Source organism: Mesorhizobium sp. M7A.F.Ce.TU.012.03.2.1, assembly GCF_004006095.1.
In the GTDB taxonomy this organism is placed as follows: Bacteria; Pseudomonadota; Alphaproteobacteria; order Rhizobiales; family Rhizobiaceae; genus Mesorhizobium.
In genome coordinates this window covers 6,527,833-6,543,057 of sequence record NZ_CP034779.1, presented here as the reverse complement: position 1 = coordinate 6,543,057, position 15,225 = coordinate 6,527,833, and the positions used below count along the sequence as shown (strand labels likewise).

The following is a 15,225-nucleotide window of genomic DNA, read 5'->3' as shown; positions in this document are numbered from 1 at the left end:
GCCACAGAAGTGGGTTTAGCCGGCGCGAAACATGGCGCAGTCGCAGGGGTGGTCCAGCATCGTCTGCAACTCGCCGTCCAGCCGATGCAGAGTGATCGAGGCCCCTGCCATTTCGAGCGAGGTGCAGTAATTGCCGACCCAGCTTGCGTGTATGGACACACCGATCTCGTCGAGCCTCTGCTTCACGCGCCGGTTCATGATGTAGAGTTCCATCAGCGGCGTTGAGCCCAGCGAATTGACGAGCACCGCGACCTTGTCGCCGCGCGTAGGCGCCATCTCGTCGAGGATCCTGTCCAGCATCTCGTCGGTGATCTCGTCGGCTGTTTTCAACTTTTCGCGCGCGATGCCCGGCTCGCCATGGATGCCCATGCCGATCTCCATCTCGTCCGGCCCGATCTCGAAATTCGGCCGGCGGGTCTGCGGCAGCGAACAGGGCGACAGCGCCACGCCCATGGTGAAGGTGTGGTCGTTGGCCTTGCCGGCGATGCGCTCGCATTCGTCGAAGGACAGCATCCGGTCGCAGGCGGCACCGGCCGCCTTGAAGATGAAGAAATTGCCGGCGACGCCGCGCCTCTTGTGCCGCTGGTCGCGCGGTGCCGAGGCGACGTCGTCGGTGCTCAGCACCGTGCGCACCTCGATGTCGTCCATGGCGGCCATCTCGGCCGCCATGTCGAAATTCATCACGTCGCCGGCATAGTTGCCGTACATGAACAGCACGCCGGCGCCGCCGCTGACTGCCTTTGCGCATTCGAGGATCGGGTCCGGCGGTGGCGAGGCGAAGACATTGCCGATGGCCGCCGCATCGGCCAATCCCTTGCCGACGAAGCCAAGAAAGCTCGGCTCGTGGCCCGAGCCGCCGCCAATGACGAGGCCCACCTTGCCCTGGCGCGGTCCGTCGCAGGCGATGATGGAGCGAGGACTGCCGTCCACGCTTTTGAGATGGCGGGGATGCGCTGCCAGGATGCCTTCCAGCATCTCGTCGACGGCGCGGTTGCCGGCATTGATGATCTTCTTGGTCTGCACCCGGCATCCTCCCGATTTCGGCATTTTCGCAGATAATACCGGGTGTTACCGGGATTTCCACCCGGCAAGGAGCATTTCGTGCGCAGAGGTGTTCCCGCAGGCTATCACCTGGACGTAGGCGTTAGTTGTTTCAACCGCCGAGGCCGTCGCGGATGGCTGAGAAATAGCGATCAGTTCCGACCTGGCCGCCCTTGAGCGCGACCTCCAGTCCGTCGATCGCCTTGACGCGCGCGTGAGCAACGCAGAGCGGCGAGCCCGGCGAAGCGGGCAGCGGCATGCGGATTGTCAGGGCATCGACACCCATTTCGCCGAGTGCATGGCTCGACGTGTCGCCGCCGGCAATGACCACGCGCCGCAGGCTCTGTTCGATCGTCAGGCCGCGAAGGATTTCTCCGAGTCCGCGGCCAAGCCTGTGGCGGGCGCCTTCCTGCCGGTCGATTTCGGCGCCCCTGTCGGCATCGGGGCCAAGCGCGGTGTAGAGGATGACGCTGCGCCCGGCTTGCAGACTGGCACGGCCGCTTGCCGTTGCGCGCGCGATCGCCTGCTGCGAAGCCTCCGAAACCAGTTCGACTGGATCGACCTCGATGCCGTCGAAACCGTCGGTCAGGGCATGCTGGATCTGCCGTTCGGTGGTCGGCGAGCAACTTCCCGACACGACGGCTATCCGCTCGGCTGCGCCCGGTGGCGTGAAGCCATGTCCGGCGCTGACGATGCCATTCGACGCCCATTCGGCCAGCAACGCATACTCGACCCCTGACGAGCCGACGACAAAAGAACCGCCGGGCTTGCGAACGCGCCACAGCTCCTTGCCGGCCAGAGCCTGCGTTTCCAGATTGTCGACATCGACAAGCACGATGGGGGTGCCGTTTCCGGTCAGCCGATCGAACGCCGCCGACCGCGACGCGGACTGCAGCGTCGCAAGGTCGACCAGCCCCGAGCTCAGCGCCGTCTGCCGCGACAGATGGATCAGCAAATCCGACTCATCCATCGGCGTCGTCGGGTGGCGGCTCATCACCGGGTGGCGGTCGATGCGGAAATATTGGTCGCGATAGGCGGCGAACAGGTGCCCGAAGGTGGTGTAGCGCTTGAGCTGCGGCGCGCCGACCAGCAGCGGCACGCTGGCTTGCGCGAACACCGAGCGGCCGATCTCGATGGCCCGGCCGATGCTGCCGATCGTCGGGCTGGAATCGAAGGTCGAGCAGACCTTGTAGTGGCAAATCTCGGCGTTCAGCGTCTTCAGCCAGGCAAAGGCATCGCGCAAATGCGTGTCCATCCATTGCGGCGTCTCGCTGCGGCTGGTGCCGGCCAGTCCGATCGCCCGGCAATGGCCAAACCGGGACAGCAGGGCCGCGTCCGGCTGGCGCATGAACAGCACTGTCGGCACGCCGCCGAGTTCGAGCGCCTCCATGACATCGGTCGAGCCGGTCAGGTCGTCGCCATAATAGCTGAGAAGCAGGTCCTGCATGGCTTCAGCCTGCCTTGTCGTCGCCGAATTTTTCGATCGACCGCGCCAGTTCGGGATGGTTCAGGGCAAAGTCCGCCAGCGGAATGCCGTCGACCGCCGCTTGCCAGGCTTGCTGCACGGCACGCACGCCGGCGCCCGGCCCGTCCGGATGGCTGACGATGCCGCCGCCGCAGAGATAGAGAAGATCGACCGTCCGGCCGGTCCGCGCATATGTCTCAGGAGCCTGGCCGCCCCACTGGCCAGAGCCCGCCACCGGCAAGGCGCAGTCCTCGGGTGAAAAGATCGGTGTCGTCACCGCCTTGAACGATTCGACGAAAGAATCATCCGGTTCCCAGTATTTCGAGGCGATGCCGTTGATCTGGAATTGGTCGACGCCGAGCAGTCGCCAGAATTGCTGCCAGACCTTGAAGTCCATGCCTAGCCCGGGGTGCCGGGTGAGGATGTCCCAGCCGTTGCGGTGAGCATGCAGCACCAGACTGGAGCGCTTCCTCAGGAACGCCATGCCACCGAAGCCGATCGAATTGATGTTGATAACAGCGCAATTGCCGCCAGCCTTCGCCACCATATCGTGGTTGCGCATCATCTCATCGGGGTCGGCATGCGAGATGCCGAAGGCATACATCACCTTCTTGCCGGTCTTCTGCTCGTGGTCGAGGATCAGCGGCACGATCGCCTTCACTCGTTCCGACAGGGGCGAATAGGCCGGGCTCATCAGCTTCTCGTCGTCCTTGATGAAGTCGACACCGGCGGCGATCAGTTCCGCCACCATTGCCGCCGTCTCATGTGGCCGCAAGCCCAGCGCCGGCTTGACGATGGTGCCGATGATCGGACGATCCGTCACATTGGTCAGCCGACGGCTGCCGGCGACACCGAACTGGGGGCCGGGATGCGCGCCGCGATACTCCTCCGGCAATTTCATGTCGACGATGCGAATCCCGGTGAGGCCCTTGATTGAATAGGTGCCGCCGATGGCAATGGTCATCAGTGCCGAAAGGTCGGTGCCGATGGCATCAAATGGAAAGGCGATATCGACATCGGCGCGCCTGAACGGCCCGTTGCCGCTGTCGGGAAGCGACGGCCGCTCGGCATCGGCCAGAGGCCGTATCGCCAGCACGCGCGCCGCCACCCGGGCTTTCAGTTCCTCGGTCTCGCCGGGCAGCGCGACGAAGGTGCCGGTCGACTGATCGCTGGCGATCTTGGCCGCCAGGACTTCGATGCTTCCAGGCGTTTCGATGCGGTAGGTGAGCGTGATCATGGTCCGCTGTCTCAAGCCGAGGCGTTCGAAAAAGGTTCACCGGTGTTTCAAATCTGGTATAATGAGTACATAAGTATTGCAAGTCATATCCGGCAGAGGGATCGACAGACGGCAATTCCGGGAATTGTGGCGGCAGTGTTAGATAAGGCCGGGTCAAGGGAGTGATTCGCGACGATGAACCGTTCGGAACCGATTGTCCGGCGCAAGCTTTCCGATGAGGTCTTCTTGCGGCTGAAACGCCTGATCACCAGCGGCGAGCTGATGCCGGGCGACGACATGCCGTCGGAGCGTGAACTGATGGAGCGCTTCGAGGTCGGCAGGCCGGCGATTCGCGAGGCGATGCAGGCGCTGAGCAATATGGGCCTGGTGGCGATCTCGCATGGCGAACGCGCCAAGGTGCTGCAACTCACCGCCAAGTCGATCATCAAGCAGGTCGACGGCGCCGCCAAGATCATTCTGTCGTCGTCGAAGGACACGCTTGAGCACCTGAAGACCGCGCGCATCTTCTTCGAGCGCGGCATGGTTCGGGAAGCCGCCGAGAAGGCCACCGCTGAGGATGTGCAGCGGCTGCGGGCCACTGTTGCCGAACAGCGCGGCTTTCGCGGTGATTCCGAAGCCTTCATCTCCGCCGACATGAAATTCCATACGCAGATCGCCGCGATCTCCGGTAACCCGATCTATGTTGCCGTCAGCGAGGCGATGCTGGGCTGGCTGAAGGAATACCACACCGAAATGCTGATCTGGACCGGCAAGGAAAAGTTCACGCTGACCGAGCACGAAGAGATCATCGGCCGCATCGAGAAGAAGGATGCCGATGGCGCCGAGAAGGCGATGATCAAGCATCTCGAACGCTCGCGCGCGCTCTATGTGATGAATTCTGAAAAATGATCTCGGCGGTTCAGCCGATCCGAACGATCGCGTAAGGCGTCATTGCGACCTGGCCTCGGCCAAAAGCTGAAATGTCGACCTGCACGTCTTCCGCCGTCAGGTTCGCCAGCCACGCGATTGTCTTGCCCGAGGCGGAGCGCCCGGCCAGCGCCAGCACCTTGGTTTCATCGCTCGTCCTTGCCGACACATGCGCAAGGCCGGCCAGCTCGCAAAGCCCCTTGATGGGCTGGAAGATTGGCCGGTGTGATCCTTCCGCGACAGGTTCCCCTGATGAAGCGAGCACGCCGAAAGGTCCAGTGAAGCTGGAAAGTGTCAACATCTCCAGTCCGACCGGTGCGACACGCGCGGCATAGCCGATCGTCCATGCAGCAGCGAACTGACCGGTGTGGCGAGGATCGCTGTCGGCCATGGCAACGCGCTGTCCCCCGGGATTGGGCTTGGTCGCGCTGCCATAGGGGTTCTGGCGCATGGCAATCGTCGACGGGCCGATCCGATAGGGCTTTGCCCCGAAGATCGCCCGCGCCGATCGGGTGATGAAAGGCAGCGCCTCCAGCGATTGCATGATGCTGAGATCGTCGGCGGCATGCACGATCGGGCAAGTACAATGGGTGATGAAATCGAGCTGGTCCGCCGGCACGCGCTTGCGGTTGAGTTCGGTGAAGTAGCTGAACATGCCGCCGCCGAGGCGGATATCCGGAAAGGCGCGCCGCGCGGCCGCGTAAACGTCCTCGAGCGGCGGACAGTCCGGCCACGTGCTGCCCGGCGGTGTCGACTGCCGGTCGACCGAAGGCGACACGGCAATGGCCGAGAGTTTTAGCCCGGCCTGGCGCACCAGGTCGGCGACACCTGACATCTCGGCGTCAAGATCGCCGGCGCACACAACGACGCATTCGAGGGTCGTTGCGGCAGCGTGGGCATTTGCGAGCCGGGCGAAAGCGCGCAAGGCGTCGAGCCCGTGGCCGCGCGTCGGATCGTAGTGAAACAGCAGCTGTTGTGGGCCGAGTGTCGTCAGCGTGGAGAGGTTCGCCAGTGCCGTCTCGACATCTTCGGGATAGATGACCACGCCGACATCCGGCAGCGTTGGCCCTGCTTCGCCGAGTTCGACGCGGACCGGTTCGCTGGCCACGGCGGCAGCCGGCGCTTTGCCTTCACCTGCGATGCGCAGGCTGATCGTCTGGCGCAGGGTTTGGCCGGCAGGCAGCACATAGGGCCAGGGCAGCGCCAGCGGTCGCACATAGGTCTTGTAGGAGGCGTCCGACCAGTTGCGCTGGTCCTCCATTTCGAAAGTATCGCCTTCCATCCGGCATTCGGCGGTGACGCCAGGCCGAACCTGATGGGTGATGGCGCGGATATCCTTGAAAGGCTGCCAGGGGTCTATCAGTTCGGGAAGCTTTGTCGCCTCCACGCTGCCGTCCGTATGCTCGACCTTGACCGGGCTGCCGGCGAGGTCGGCGATCGGGTGAAGGATGCAGAAGCCGCAGCGGTTGGTTTCGAAATCGCTCTCGGGAAGGGCGCTGACCTCGAAGACCAGACGGCCATCGGCGGAGCCTTTGATGGTGGCGCGGAAGCCGAGCCGGGTTCCATCGGGGGCCAGGCAGCTTGCCGAATAGCTGACCGAAAAAGCGTCGGCAGCCTGGTCGATGATCAGGTCCATCAAATTTGGCTCATAGGTGCCCCAGTCGCGGTCACGCACGATATAGGCGACGGCGCGCAGCACTTCGGTGCCGCCATGGCGGATGGTGCGCAGGTTGCCGTTGACGAAGTCGGCGCTAAGCGCGCCCGCGCGCAGCCTGACCGGCTCGGCTTCGACCGTACGCGTGCCGTAGAGCAGGAAGGCGTCGTCGGTCATTTCAGCAAGGCGTCGAGTTGCACCGGTTGCCGGCTCGCGGCACCGGCGTAAGCCGCCTCGACCAGCGCGAACGTTTTGAGATTGTCCGCTCCCGAGGTCGCCGGTTCGATCCCCTTTGCCAGGCAGTCTACCCAGTGCTGCTGGATGGCGACAACGCTTTCCTGGATGTTGTGCCAGGGACGCGACGCCCATGGCAGCAGCGGCGGCGAGACGTCGGTGACGACCGTGCCGTTCCTGCCGGTGACGGTGAGCCGGTATTCCTGCGCCAGCCGGATCGTTCCGTCGCTGCCGTCGATCTCGATCAGCGTCTCGGGAAACGGCTCGGTCGCAAGCTTCGTCGCGTAGCTGCAGTCGACCACGGAGGTCGCGCCGCTCTTGTGGTCCATCAGCATGGTCGCCACATCCTCGCCCGCGATACTAGGATTGATGCGGGCGGTTCGCGTCGTGATGGTCGAGACGTCGCCGAGCAGGAAACGGGCGATGTCGAGGACATGGATGCCGAGGTCCTCGATGATGAAACGCTTTCCCGTCGCCAGATAGGGTTGGCCGGAAAACACGTCATAGGCGGAGCGGAAGGAGATGCGCCCGAAGAAAGACGTGCCGATCTCGCCGCTGTCGAGCACGGCGCGCACCGCCTGGATCGGCGACTGCCAGCGAAAATTCTCATGCACCATCAGCGGCACGCCTACTTGTGCGCATGCCCGGACCATGGCCTTGGCGTCGGCCAGCGTCGGCGCGAATGGCTTTTGGCAGATCACCGGAACGCGATGAGCGGCCGCCATTTCGACAAGCGGACGATGGCTGGGCGCGGTGGTGGCGATATCGACGAAGTCGAGGCTTTCGCCGGCAAAAAGTTCCGCCGCATCGGTATAGCGCTTCGCAATGCCGAATTGGTCGCCGACGATCTTGAGCCGTTCCGGATCACGGTCGCAGATGGCGACGATCGAGGCGCCCGCTATGCCGCGCCAGGCGTGCATCTGGTTGACGGCAAAGAAGCCGCAGCCGATCAGCGCTCCACGCCACTCCGCCATGCTCAACCCGCCTTCGCCATCTGCATCAAGGTGACGCGCTGTTGAAGCCGGCGTTGTGCCTGGTCGACGACAACGGCGACGATGATGACGAGACCCTTGATCACCATCTGCCAAAACGAACTCACGCCCATCATCACCAACCCGTCCGAAAGAATGCCGATGACGAAGGCGCCGACGATGGTGCCGCCGATCGTGCCGCGCCCGCCCGACATCGAGGTACCGCCAAGCACCGCCGCCGCAATGGCGTTGAGCTCGAAACTTTCGCCTGTCGCCGGATGCGAAGCCATCAGCTCGGACGAGATGATCAGGCCGACGATCGCGGCGCAGAAACCGGAGAACATATAGACGAACATCTTCACCATGTTGACACGGACGCCCGAAATCCGCGACGCCCGTTCATTGCCGCCGACCGCGAAGATGTGGCGGCCGAGCGGCGTGTATTTGGCGAGATAGGCGGCTCCCAGCGCAACGACGATCAGGATCCAGATCGCCACCGGCAGGCCGAGCAGCCGGCCGGCGCCGAGGAAACCGAAGCCGGTGGTTCCCAGTTCCGGCTTGCCGACGAGGTTGGGGAAGGTGCGGCCGTCCGACGACAGCAGCGCCAGCCCGCGCGCGACATAGAGCACGCCGAGCGTGGCGATGAACGGTGCAACGTTCAGCCTGGTGATCAGCAATCCGTTGACGGCGCCGATCAATATGCCGACGGCCAGTGTGATCAGCGCGATCTCGAAGACGTTGAAATAGATGGTGTAGCCGATCTGCAGGTCGATGCCGTTGAGCACGAGATAGCCGGCCACCATACCGCACAGGCCGACGATCGAGCCGACCGAAAGGTCGATGCCGCCAGTGATGATGACGAAGGTCATGCCCATCGCCAGGAATGCGTTCAGCGCCACGTGCTTCGACATCAGGATCAGATTGGCGGTCGACAGGAAATTCGGCGCCGCGATCGAGAAGAAGATCAGCACGGCGATCAGCGCGATGAACGTCCGAAGCTTCATCACGGTCAGCAGCACCGAGCCGCTGGAAGTGGAGGGAGCGGCCGCCTTGGCTGGGATGTCAGTCATGGGCGGTGCTCTCCGTGCGTGGGGCCGGTCCGTGGCCAAGCGCGGATGCAGCCACGAGTGCCGCCTCCGTCGCTTCGGCGCGGTCGAACATGCCGGTCAGTTTTCCGTTGCTCATCACCGCGATGCGGTCGGACAGCGCCATGACCTCGTCGAGATCCGAGGTCGCGAACAAAATCCCCAAACCGTCGCGGGACAGTTTGCGCATGGTGCGGAAGACGTCGGCCTTGGCGCCGACATCGATGCCTCGGCTGGGCTCGTCCATCAGCAGCACCTTGGGTTCGGTGAGCAGCGCCTTGCCGATCACCACTTTCTGCTGGTTGCCACCCGACAGCGACGACACCTCCTGCGCCGGGTCGGCGACCTTGATCGCCAGCTCCCGCACCATCTGCGTCACCGCCTGCCTTTCGTCGGCGCCACGGATATGAAACAGGCGGGCAAATCGCAACAGGCTGGCCAGCGTCAAATTGCTGGCGACCGAGAGGATCGAGACCAGCCCTTCGCGCTGACGGTCTTCGGGGATCAATGCCAGGCCACGCCGGATGCGCCGCGTCGTATCGCGCTCCTTGACCTTTATACCGCCAATGAAGATCTCGCCCGTCGAATGGCCGTGACGGCCCATGATGCAGTCGAACAGCTCGCTGCGCCCGGCGCCCATCAGGCCGTAAATGCCGAGGATCTCGCCGGCACGCAGCGACAGTGAGACATGGTCGACGGCAAGTCCGCCCGTGGCGCGGGGCAGGCAGATCTCCTCGGCACGAAAAATCTCTTCTCCCGGAAGATGGCCGTCGGCCTTGGCGAAGTCCTTGGCGTCGGAGCCGATCATCTGGCGAACGATCCATTGCGTGTCGACGTTCTTCATCTCTTCCTGGCCGGTGATGCGGCCGTCACGCAGCACGGTGATGTAGTCGCCGATGCGGATCAGCTCTTCGAGCCGGTGCGAGATATAAACGATCGCCACGCCGCGTGCCTTGAGGTCGGCGATCACCTTGAACAGGATCTCGACTTCCGCAGCGCTCAGCGCCGAGGTCGGCTCGTCCATGATCAGGATGCGCGCGTCGAGCGAGACCGCCTTGGCGATCTCGACCAGCTGCTGCTGACCGATGCGCAGATCCTCAACCAGCATGTCTGGCCGTATGCCGGCTTGCAGGCGTTCCAGAAATTCCGCAGCGCGGTTTTCCTGTTGCTCGCGGTCGATCTTGCCGAAGCGGTTGGTGATCTCCCGGGTGGCGAAAATATTCTCGGCGACGCTCATATTGCCGAACAGGTTCAGCTCCTGGAACACCATGCCGATGCCGCGGTTCACCGCGTCCGCGGACGAGGAGAAGGAAACCTCTTTACCTTCCAGCAGGATGCGGCCGGCGGTCGGCCGTTCGACACCGGCGATGATCTTCATCAGCGTCGACTTGCCGGCGCCGTTTTCACCGACCAGCACGTTGACCGCGCCCTTGCGCACCTCGAAATTGGCGCGCTTGACCGCAACGGTGCCGGAATAGACCTTGGAGACGTCCTCGAGCTTCAGGATGATTTCGCGCTCAGTTGTCGCGCTCATGGCTTCGGCCCGATCTCTGCCTCCGCCGGCGTCACCAGCGGCAGGTCCTGGCCGCTCCCCAGCGTATAGGCGCCGAGCACCTTGGCGCTGCGGCCTTGCAGCGCATCGCGTGGCAGCTTGGAGAGCACCGTCTTGTCGGCATAAGCGTTGAACGCCTTGCCGAACTGGGCGAAGTCGATCTGGTTGGTGAAGTCGTTGAACTGGATGAAGTCCAGGCTGTCGCGCAGCGCGGTACCGCGCACCGCCGGTCCGATCTGCACTCGTGCATCGGCTTTGCCGTCGCCGTCGACATCGACGTCGACGGTTGCGGCCCGCGACTGCGTGTTGGCCGCGACGATCTTGCCTTCCAGGCGAACCGCGAAAGTCCAAGGCGAATTCGCCTGCTTGTTCGGATTGCCGTATTTGGCGCCGGCAGCCGATGGATCGGTTGTCGCCAGGGTGTGAACCTGCGCAAACGGTCCGGCTTTCTGCTGGAGATAGGGCACGACCTTTGCCGCCCATGTCTCTTCGACCATCTTGTCTGGATTGAAGGCGGGAGCGTTGTCTCCGGCTTCCGATTTCGTAGGCAGGATCTTGCAGGCGGTCAGGCTGATGCCGACCATTACGGTAAGGGTCGGCCAGTTCGGCTTGGTGTTCAGCATGGCGGCCTGTCGTTCAGCATCGTGGGCGGCCCACGGAAAATGGCGGCGAGGGGCGAAAACCGATGTTCGCCCCTCGCTATTGAAATCACGCTGGCTCAGTTCGTCAGCGCGAAGGTCTCCAGCTTGGCGGCATTGTCGCCATTGATCAGAACGCAGTCCATCAACTGCTTTTCCTTGGCCGGCGACTTCTTGTTCTTGATGAAGTCGTTGGCCTGCTCGACCGCCATCTGCGCCTGCGCGAAGGCCGGCTGCAGCACGGTTGCCTTGATACCGCCCGACGCGATGGAGTCCCGTACGTCGTTCGATCCGTCGAAGCCGACGACGATGACGTCCTTGCGGTTCGCCGCGGCAAGTGCCGCATAGGCGCCCATCGCCATCGTATCGTTGCCGGAGATCACGCCCTTGATGTCGGGGTTGGCCTGCAGGATCGATTCCATCTTGGAATAGGCTTCCGTCTGGCTCCAGTTGGCCGACTGCTGGGCAACCATCTTCAGGTCCGGATAGTCATCGATGACGTCGTGATAACCCTTGGAACGAATGCCGGCATTGGTGTCGGATTCCTTGCCGACCAGTTCGACGAAATTGCCCTTCTCGCCCATCAGCTTGACGAATTCCTGCGCGCCGAGCTGGGCGCCCTGGTAGTTGTTGGAGACGATCTGCGCCACGGCCACGCCGGTGGCGTTGATCTCGCGGTCGATCAGGAAGGACGGAATGCCCGCATCCTTGGCCTTCTGCACGGCGGCGACGGTGGCGTCCGCGCCGGCATTGTCGAGGATGATCGCCTTGGCACCGCGGCCGATCGCGGTGTCGATCAGCTCGGACTGCTTGTTGGCGTCGTCGTCATGGACCAGCACCAGCGCCTCATAGCCGAGTTCCTTGGCCTTGGCTTCCGCGCCGACGGCTTCCGCCTTGAAGAACGGATTGTCGTGTGAGGGCGTGATAATGGCGATGAGATCCGCCGCATAGGCGGGCACTGCCGTGCCAAGCGCCAGCATGCCGGCGAAAGCCGCAAGCGTCATTCTGCGTGTGAGTTTCATGAAGTCCTCCCGTTTGAAAAATTGCCTTGATCGGCCAATGGCTTTGTCTGCATCCGAATTCGTCAGGCAGCCCGGGCCGCGGATCGCTTGGGTCGAAAACCGTTGCCGGCTTACCCAGGACGGATCGTTGCTCCCCAGCCATCCTCCACTTGCCCAGGCATCGTGCTCCCTGCGAAACCTTGTCGATCCGAGCCATGAACAGCTAAGCCAACTGGTATGATGAGTCAACCACAAATTCAGGTGACATGTACCTGATGAGCTACCAAAACCGAGGATCGGCAATGGCATGCCGGGCCTTCGAGGTGCTGCGTCAAGCACCTGTCTTCTCTCAGGTGATCCGCTGAATGCTGGCGGCGATCTCTTCCGGTTCGAACACGCGCTTCCAGTCGTCACGCATCAGCACCGGCTTGCCGAACTCGATCGCCTTGTTGCAGGCGTCCGAGAAAACGCCCTTGGTCTCGCCGAAAATGACGGCGCCGAGCACGTTCATATGGCCGAGCAGGAAGTCGAGTGCCGCCTGCTGGTCGACGCCGCGCGCCACGACCTCGTCGACGGCTTCTTTCATGACCACCAGCAACGAGGCGCACACCGTCTCCGAAAGGCCAGGCTCGAGCAGCGCCATCTGTTCGACGCTGACGCGGTGCGAACGCATCACCGGCGCCCAGATGATCTTCGCGATCGCCTCGCCCTTGGCGTAGTCTTCTTCCGGCCCCTGCATCAGGGCGCTGACCATATGCTGCTTGGCCTTCACGCCGCCGAAATAATCCTTCTTGGCTGCCATGTCGGTCTCGTCATTGAAGATCGGCGGATGGCAGGGGTGAGTGACGAAATAGGTGAGGTCAGACCGCTTCGGCAGATGGCCGGCGAAAGGTGCCGCCGCGTCGAGCACCACCACCATCGTGCCTGGCGCCAGCTTGCTCTCGATGCTGGCCGCGACCTTGCCGATATGCGTGTCGGGGACGGCCAGGATCACCACATCGGCGTCCTTGAGCGCCTCGTCGGCACTGACCGTATCGAAACCCAGTCCGGTCTTCAGCCGTTCGCGGCCGGCATCGCTGACCTCGACATGGCGTATCGTGTAGGGCGACCCGCGAAAATTGGTCGACAGGCGGTAGCCCATTTTCCCGCCAGCCCCGAACAGCGCAATCGTTGTCATCTGGTCACCACTCCTGTTCTTCGCCGACGGCATCGCCCGTCGTCAACTGATCAACTGGTATAATCACGCTACCAGATTTTGGCAATCCGATAATGACCATGCGTGCGTTCGCCGCGTCATCGGCTGCCGCCGGCAAGCTCCAGCGCGCTTGCCCGCTGAGTGCGCATGAGTGCTGCTCTGCCATCCCCAGAAATAGGAGGCATGTGATAGGGGTCGGAGGCCGGGCCGGGCGCTACTTCAAAAGATCGACCAGCATGTCGAAAGCCGCATCGATATCGCCGCGAACCGCCGCCTGAACTGCCTGCTCGTCCCGGTCGCGCAGGGCCGCAAACATCTGTTGATGGTATGTGTTCGCGGTCGAGTAGGACCCATGCAGCATATTGAAATAGGGGCTGATCTGCAGCCATAGATCCTTGATGATCTTGAGCAGGGTTTCGGATCCCGCTGCTCGGTAGATTGCGAAGTGGAAGGTGTAATTCGCTCTGAGATAGGCCTTTACGTCGTCCGCGCCATTCGCGCGTTCCAGCGAGTCCAGATCGCGCGCGAAAATCGCAAGATCCGCATCACTCCGGTTCTGTGAGGCCCAGCCGGCGGCGATGGCCTCTATCTCAAAACGTACATTGCGCAAATCGGTGAGCCGCTCGCGGCTGAGCGCCGGAATACCAATGGAGCGTCCGGATACCACAGTGAGCGCGTTGGCTGCCGTCAGGCGCCGCAGCGCTTCCCTGACCGGCATCGGGCTGACGCCAAAGGCGTCGGCGAGGCTCTGAACCGTGACCATCTCGCCCGGTACGATGCTGCCGTCGAGGATCAGTTCGGTGACCTGATTGTAGACCCGGTCCTGCAGAGTTTCCTTGGACAGTGGAATGATCTCGACACCAGGCTTCCTGAACGCCGATCCAGCCATCTCCGGTCAACCTTCCCGCCCAAGGGCGACACTATTGCTTGTCTGGGAATGCAAGGTTCGTGGTGCCACGTCAAGCGGCCGACATAGCCCGTTTTGATATAAACGATTTCATCATTGATATTTGATCAAACCATGTTACGGTCGCTGGCATCGAATGGCAAGGGTTACGTTTTGTGCCCTTGGGAGGCATTCGGTCGTTCTGTTTGGGAGGAGTTTCACATGGGTATCGGATCGAAAGTCCGGCGGCTCGCGCTGCTGGCTGGGATGGCTGCATGCGCCTTCGGCCTGTCCGCCGCGCAGGCAGCCGAGAAGCACAAGATCTTTCTCAGCATGAGCTACATCGGCAATGATTGGCAGGCGGAGGCGGCCAACATGGTCAAGGCCATGGCCGCCCACAAGAGCCTGGCCGACAAGGTCGACCTGCAGGTCCAGGTCGCTGGCCCCAACGCGCAACGCCAGATTCAGCAGATCAACGCAATGGTGCAAAGCGGCGCCGAGGCCATCGTCGTATATCCGATCTCGCCGACCGCGCTCAACCAGGTCGTCAAGAATGCCTGCGACAAGGGCGTGAAGGTCTTTGCCTACGACGCCGAGATCACCGAGCCTTGCGCCTACAACGTCCACATCGACCAGCTGGAAGCCGGCAGGGTGACCGCCGAATGGCTGGTCAAGAAGCTCAACGGCAAGGGCAACATCATCGCCATCACGGGTGTCCCGGGAACATCCGTTGACGATCAGCGGACAAAAGCCGCCAAGGAAGTCTTCGCCAAATATCCTGATATCAAGATCGTCGGTGAGGCTGTCGGCATGTGGAGCCAGGCGGTCGCCCGCACCGAGCTTTCGAAAATCCTGGCCACCCGCAATTGGGACGACATCAACGGGCTGTGGATGCAGGTCGGCTGCTTCACCGCCAACTCGATGCAGCTCGAGGCCGGCAAGAAGACCAGCGAACTCCTGCCTTGTGCCGGTGAGGGCTCCAATGGCGGCCGCATCCAGATGCTGCCGGAGGGCACCGCAGTCGAAGGTGCGGCCCCGCCCTACGCGCCGGCCGGCGCACAACGCATTTCCTATGCCTCGCCGCCTTATTCGGGTGCGCTGGCGCTGAAGCTTGCCGTCGAGGCGATCGAAGGCAAGGACGTGCCGAAAACCACCATCCTGCCGCTGCCGGTCGTCACCAATGAGACGATCAAGCTGTGCGACGAAGGCACATGGGCGGAGATGAAGGCCGGCTGCAACGCCTTCAAGCCGTCGCTGGTCTCCAATCCGGGCTGGTTTGCCTCGATCTTCTCGGACCAGACACCCGAGGTCGGCCTTAATGCTGCCCTCGTCGGACAACCGGAGAACTAAGCCTCCCAAG

General features: G+C 62.9%; 13 protein-coding genes. 2 read left to right on the top strand and 11 right to left on the bottom strand.

The window, feature by feature from the left end; genetic code table 11:
• Positions 1-15: 15 nt before the first annotated feature.
• The 3 genes from EJ079_RS32375 to oiaX form a co-directional block, all read right to left on the bottom strand.
• The gene (locus EJ079_RS32375) at positions 16-1,023 is read right to left on the bottom strand and encodes a dihydroxyacetone kinase subunit DhaK (RefSeq protein WP_127395895.1); all 1,008 of its coding nucleotides are present in this window, start codon (positions 1,021-1,023) and stop codon (positions 16-18) included.
• 130 nt (positions 1,024-1,153) lie between these two features.
• Positions 1,154-2,488: a four-carbon acid sugar kinase family protein gene (locus EJ079_RS32370; RefSeq protein WP_127811162.1), complete on the bottom strand. Its 1,335-nt coding sequence runs from the start codon at positions 2,486-2,488 to the stop codon at positions 1,154-1,156.
• 4 nt (positions 2,489-2,492) lie between these two features.
• Positions 2,493-3,743, bottom strand: a complete 1,251-nt coding sequence (oiaX, locus tag EJ079_RS32365; RefSeq protein ID WP_127811161.1) for a 3-oxo-isoapionate-4-phosphate decarboxylase OiaX — start codon at positions 3,741-3,743, stop codon at positions 2,493-2,495.
• A gap of 174 nt (positions 3,744-3,917) precedes the next feature.
• Between oiaX and EJ079_RS32360 the strand changes: the two genes are divergently transcribed.
• A complete protein-coding gene (locus EJ079_RS32360; RefSeq protein WP_023808899.1) occupies positions 3,918-4,631 on the top strand; it encodes a transcriptional regulator NanR in 714 nt (237 codons plus the stop codon).
• Between the two features lie 10 nt (positions 4,632-4,641).
• Here the strand turns inward: EJ079_RS32360 and EJ079_RS32355 are convergent, their stop codons facing one another.
• The 8 genes from EJ079_RS32355 to EJ079_RS32320 all read right to left on the bottom strand — a co-directional run bounded on the left by EJ079_RS32355 (position 4,642) and on the right by EJ079_RS32320 (position 13,868).
• Positions 4,642-6,480, bottom strand: coding sequence for a hypothetical protein (locus tag EJ079_RS32355; RefSeq protein WP_127811160.1), 1,839 nt, complete (start codon positions 6,478-6,480; stop codon positions 4,642-4,644).
• On the bottom strand, positions 6,477-7,511 hold the full coding sequence (locus EJ079_RS32350) for a Gfo/Idh/MocA family oxidoreductase (RefSeq protein ID WP_127811159.1): 1,035 nt from the start codon (positions 7,509-7,511) through the stop codon (positions 6,477-6,479). The genes EJ079_RS32355 and EJ079_RS32350 overlap by 4 nt, the downstream gene beginning before the upstream one ends.
• Before the next feature lie 2 nt (positions 7,512-7,513).
• On the bottom strand, positions 7,514-8,578 hold the full coding sequence (locus EJ079_RS32345; protein WP_127811158.1) for an ABC transporter permease: 1,065 nt from the start codon (positions 8,576-8,578) through the stop codon (positions 7,514-7,516).
• Positions 8,571-10,127, bottom strand: a complete 1,557-nt coding sequence (locus EJ079_RS32340) for a sugar ABC transporter ATP-binding protein (RefSeq protein WP_127811157.1) — start codon at positions 10,125-10,127, stop codon at positions 8,571-8,573. The genes EJ079_RS32345 and EJ079_RS32340 overlap by 8 nt, the downstream gene beginning before the upstream one ends.
• The gene (locus EJ079_RS32335; protein WP_127398397.1) at positions 10,124-10,768 is read right to left on the bottom strand and encodes a DUF2291 family protein; all 645 of its coding nucleotides are present in this window, start codon (positions 10,766-10,768) and stop codon (positions 10,124-10,126) included. Before EJ079_RS32335 ends, EJ079_RS32340 begins: the two co-directional genes overlap by 4 nt.
• 95 nt (positions 10,769-10,863) lie before the next feature.
• Entirely contained in the window at positions 10,864-11,805 is a 942-nt protein-coding gene (locus tag EJ079_RS32330; protein WP_127269049.1) for a D-ribose ABC transporter substrate-binding protein, read from the bottom strand.
• A gap of 328 nt (positions 11,806-12,133) precedes the next feature.
• Positions 12,134-12,961, bottom strand: coding sequence for a phosphogluconate dehydrogenase C-terminal domain-containing protein (locus tag EJ079_RS32325; RefSeq protein WP_127811156.1), 828 nt, complete (start codon positions 12,959-12,961; stop codon positions 12,134-12,136).
• 232 nt (positions 12,962-13,193) lie between these two features.
• Positions 13,194-13,868 (bottom strand): GntR family transcriptional regulator, encoded by a 675-nt coding sequence (locus EJ079_RS32320; protein WP_013533053.1) that lies wholly within the window; start codon positions 13,866-13,868, stop codon positions 13,194-13,196.
• Positions 13,869-14,087: 219 nt separating this feature from the next.
• On the opposite strand from EJ079_RS32320, the gene EJ079_RS32315 reads away from it, so the two are divergent.
• Complete coding sequence (locus EJ079_RS32315) at positions 14,088-15,215, top strand: sugar ABC transporter substrate-binding protein (RefSeq protein ID WP_127398449.1); 1,128 nt, start codon at positions 14,088-14,090, stop codon at positions 15,213-15,215.
• Positions 15,216-15,225 lie beyond the last annotated feature (10 nt).

Coding starts and splice junctions, on each gene's coding strand:
- EJ079_RS32370 (WP_127811162.1), bottom strand. CDS start 2,488: ATGCAGGACCTGCTTCTCAGCTATTATGGCGACGACCTGACCGGCTCG.
- oiaX (WP_127811161.1), bottom strand. CDS start 3,743: ATGATCACGCTCACCTACCGCATCGAAACGCCTGGAAGCATCGAAGTC.
- EJ079_RS32360 (WP_023808899.1), top strand. CDS start 3,918: ATGAACCGTTCGGAACCGATTGTCCGGCGCAAGCTTTCCGATGAGGTC.
- EJ079_RS32355 (WP_127811160.1), bottom strand. CDS start 6,480: ATGACCGACGACGCCTTCCTGCTCTACGGCACGCGTACGGTCGAAGCC.
- EJ079_RS32350 (WP_127811159.1), bottom strand. CDS start 7,511: ATGGCGGAGTGGCGTGGAGCGCTGATCGGCTGCGGCTTCTTTGCCGTC.
- EJ079_RS32345 (WP_127811158.1), bottom strand. CDS start 8,578: ATGACTGACATCCCAGCCAAGGCGGCCGCTCCCTCCACTTCCAGCGGC.
- EJ079_RS32340 (WP_127811157.1), bottom strand. CDS start 10,127: ATGAGCGCGACAACTGAGCGCGAAATCATCCTGAAGCTCGAGGACGTC.
- EJ079_RS32335 (WP_127398397.1), bottom strand. CDS start 10,768: ATGCTGAACACCAAGCCGAACTGGCCGACCCTTACCGTAATGGTCGGC.
- EJ079_RS32330 (WP_127269049.1), bottom strand. CDS start 11,805: ATGAAACTCACACGCAGAATGACGCTTGCGGCTTTCGCCGGCATGCTG.
- EJ079_RS32325 (WP_127811156.1), bottom strand. CDS start 12,961: ATGACAACGATTGCGCTGTTCGGGGCTGGCGGGAAAATGGGCTACCGC.
- EJ079_RS32320 (WP_013533053.1), bottom strand. CDS start 13,868: ATGGCTGGATCGGCGTTCAGGAAGCCTGGTGTCGAGATCATTCCACTG.
- EJ079_RS32315 (WP_127398449.1), top strand. CDS start 14,088: ATGGGTATCGGATCGAAAGTCCGGCGGCTCGCGCTGCTGGCTGGGATG.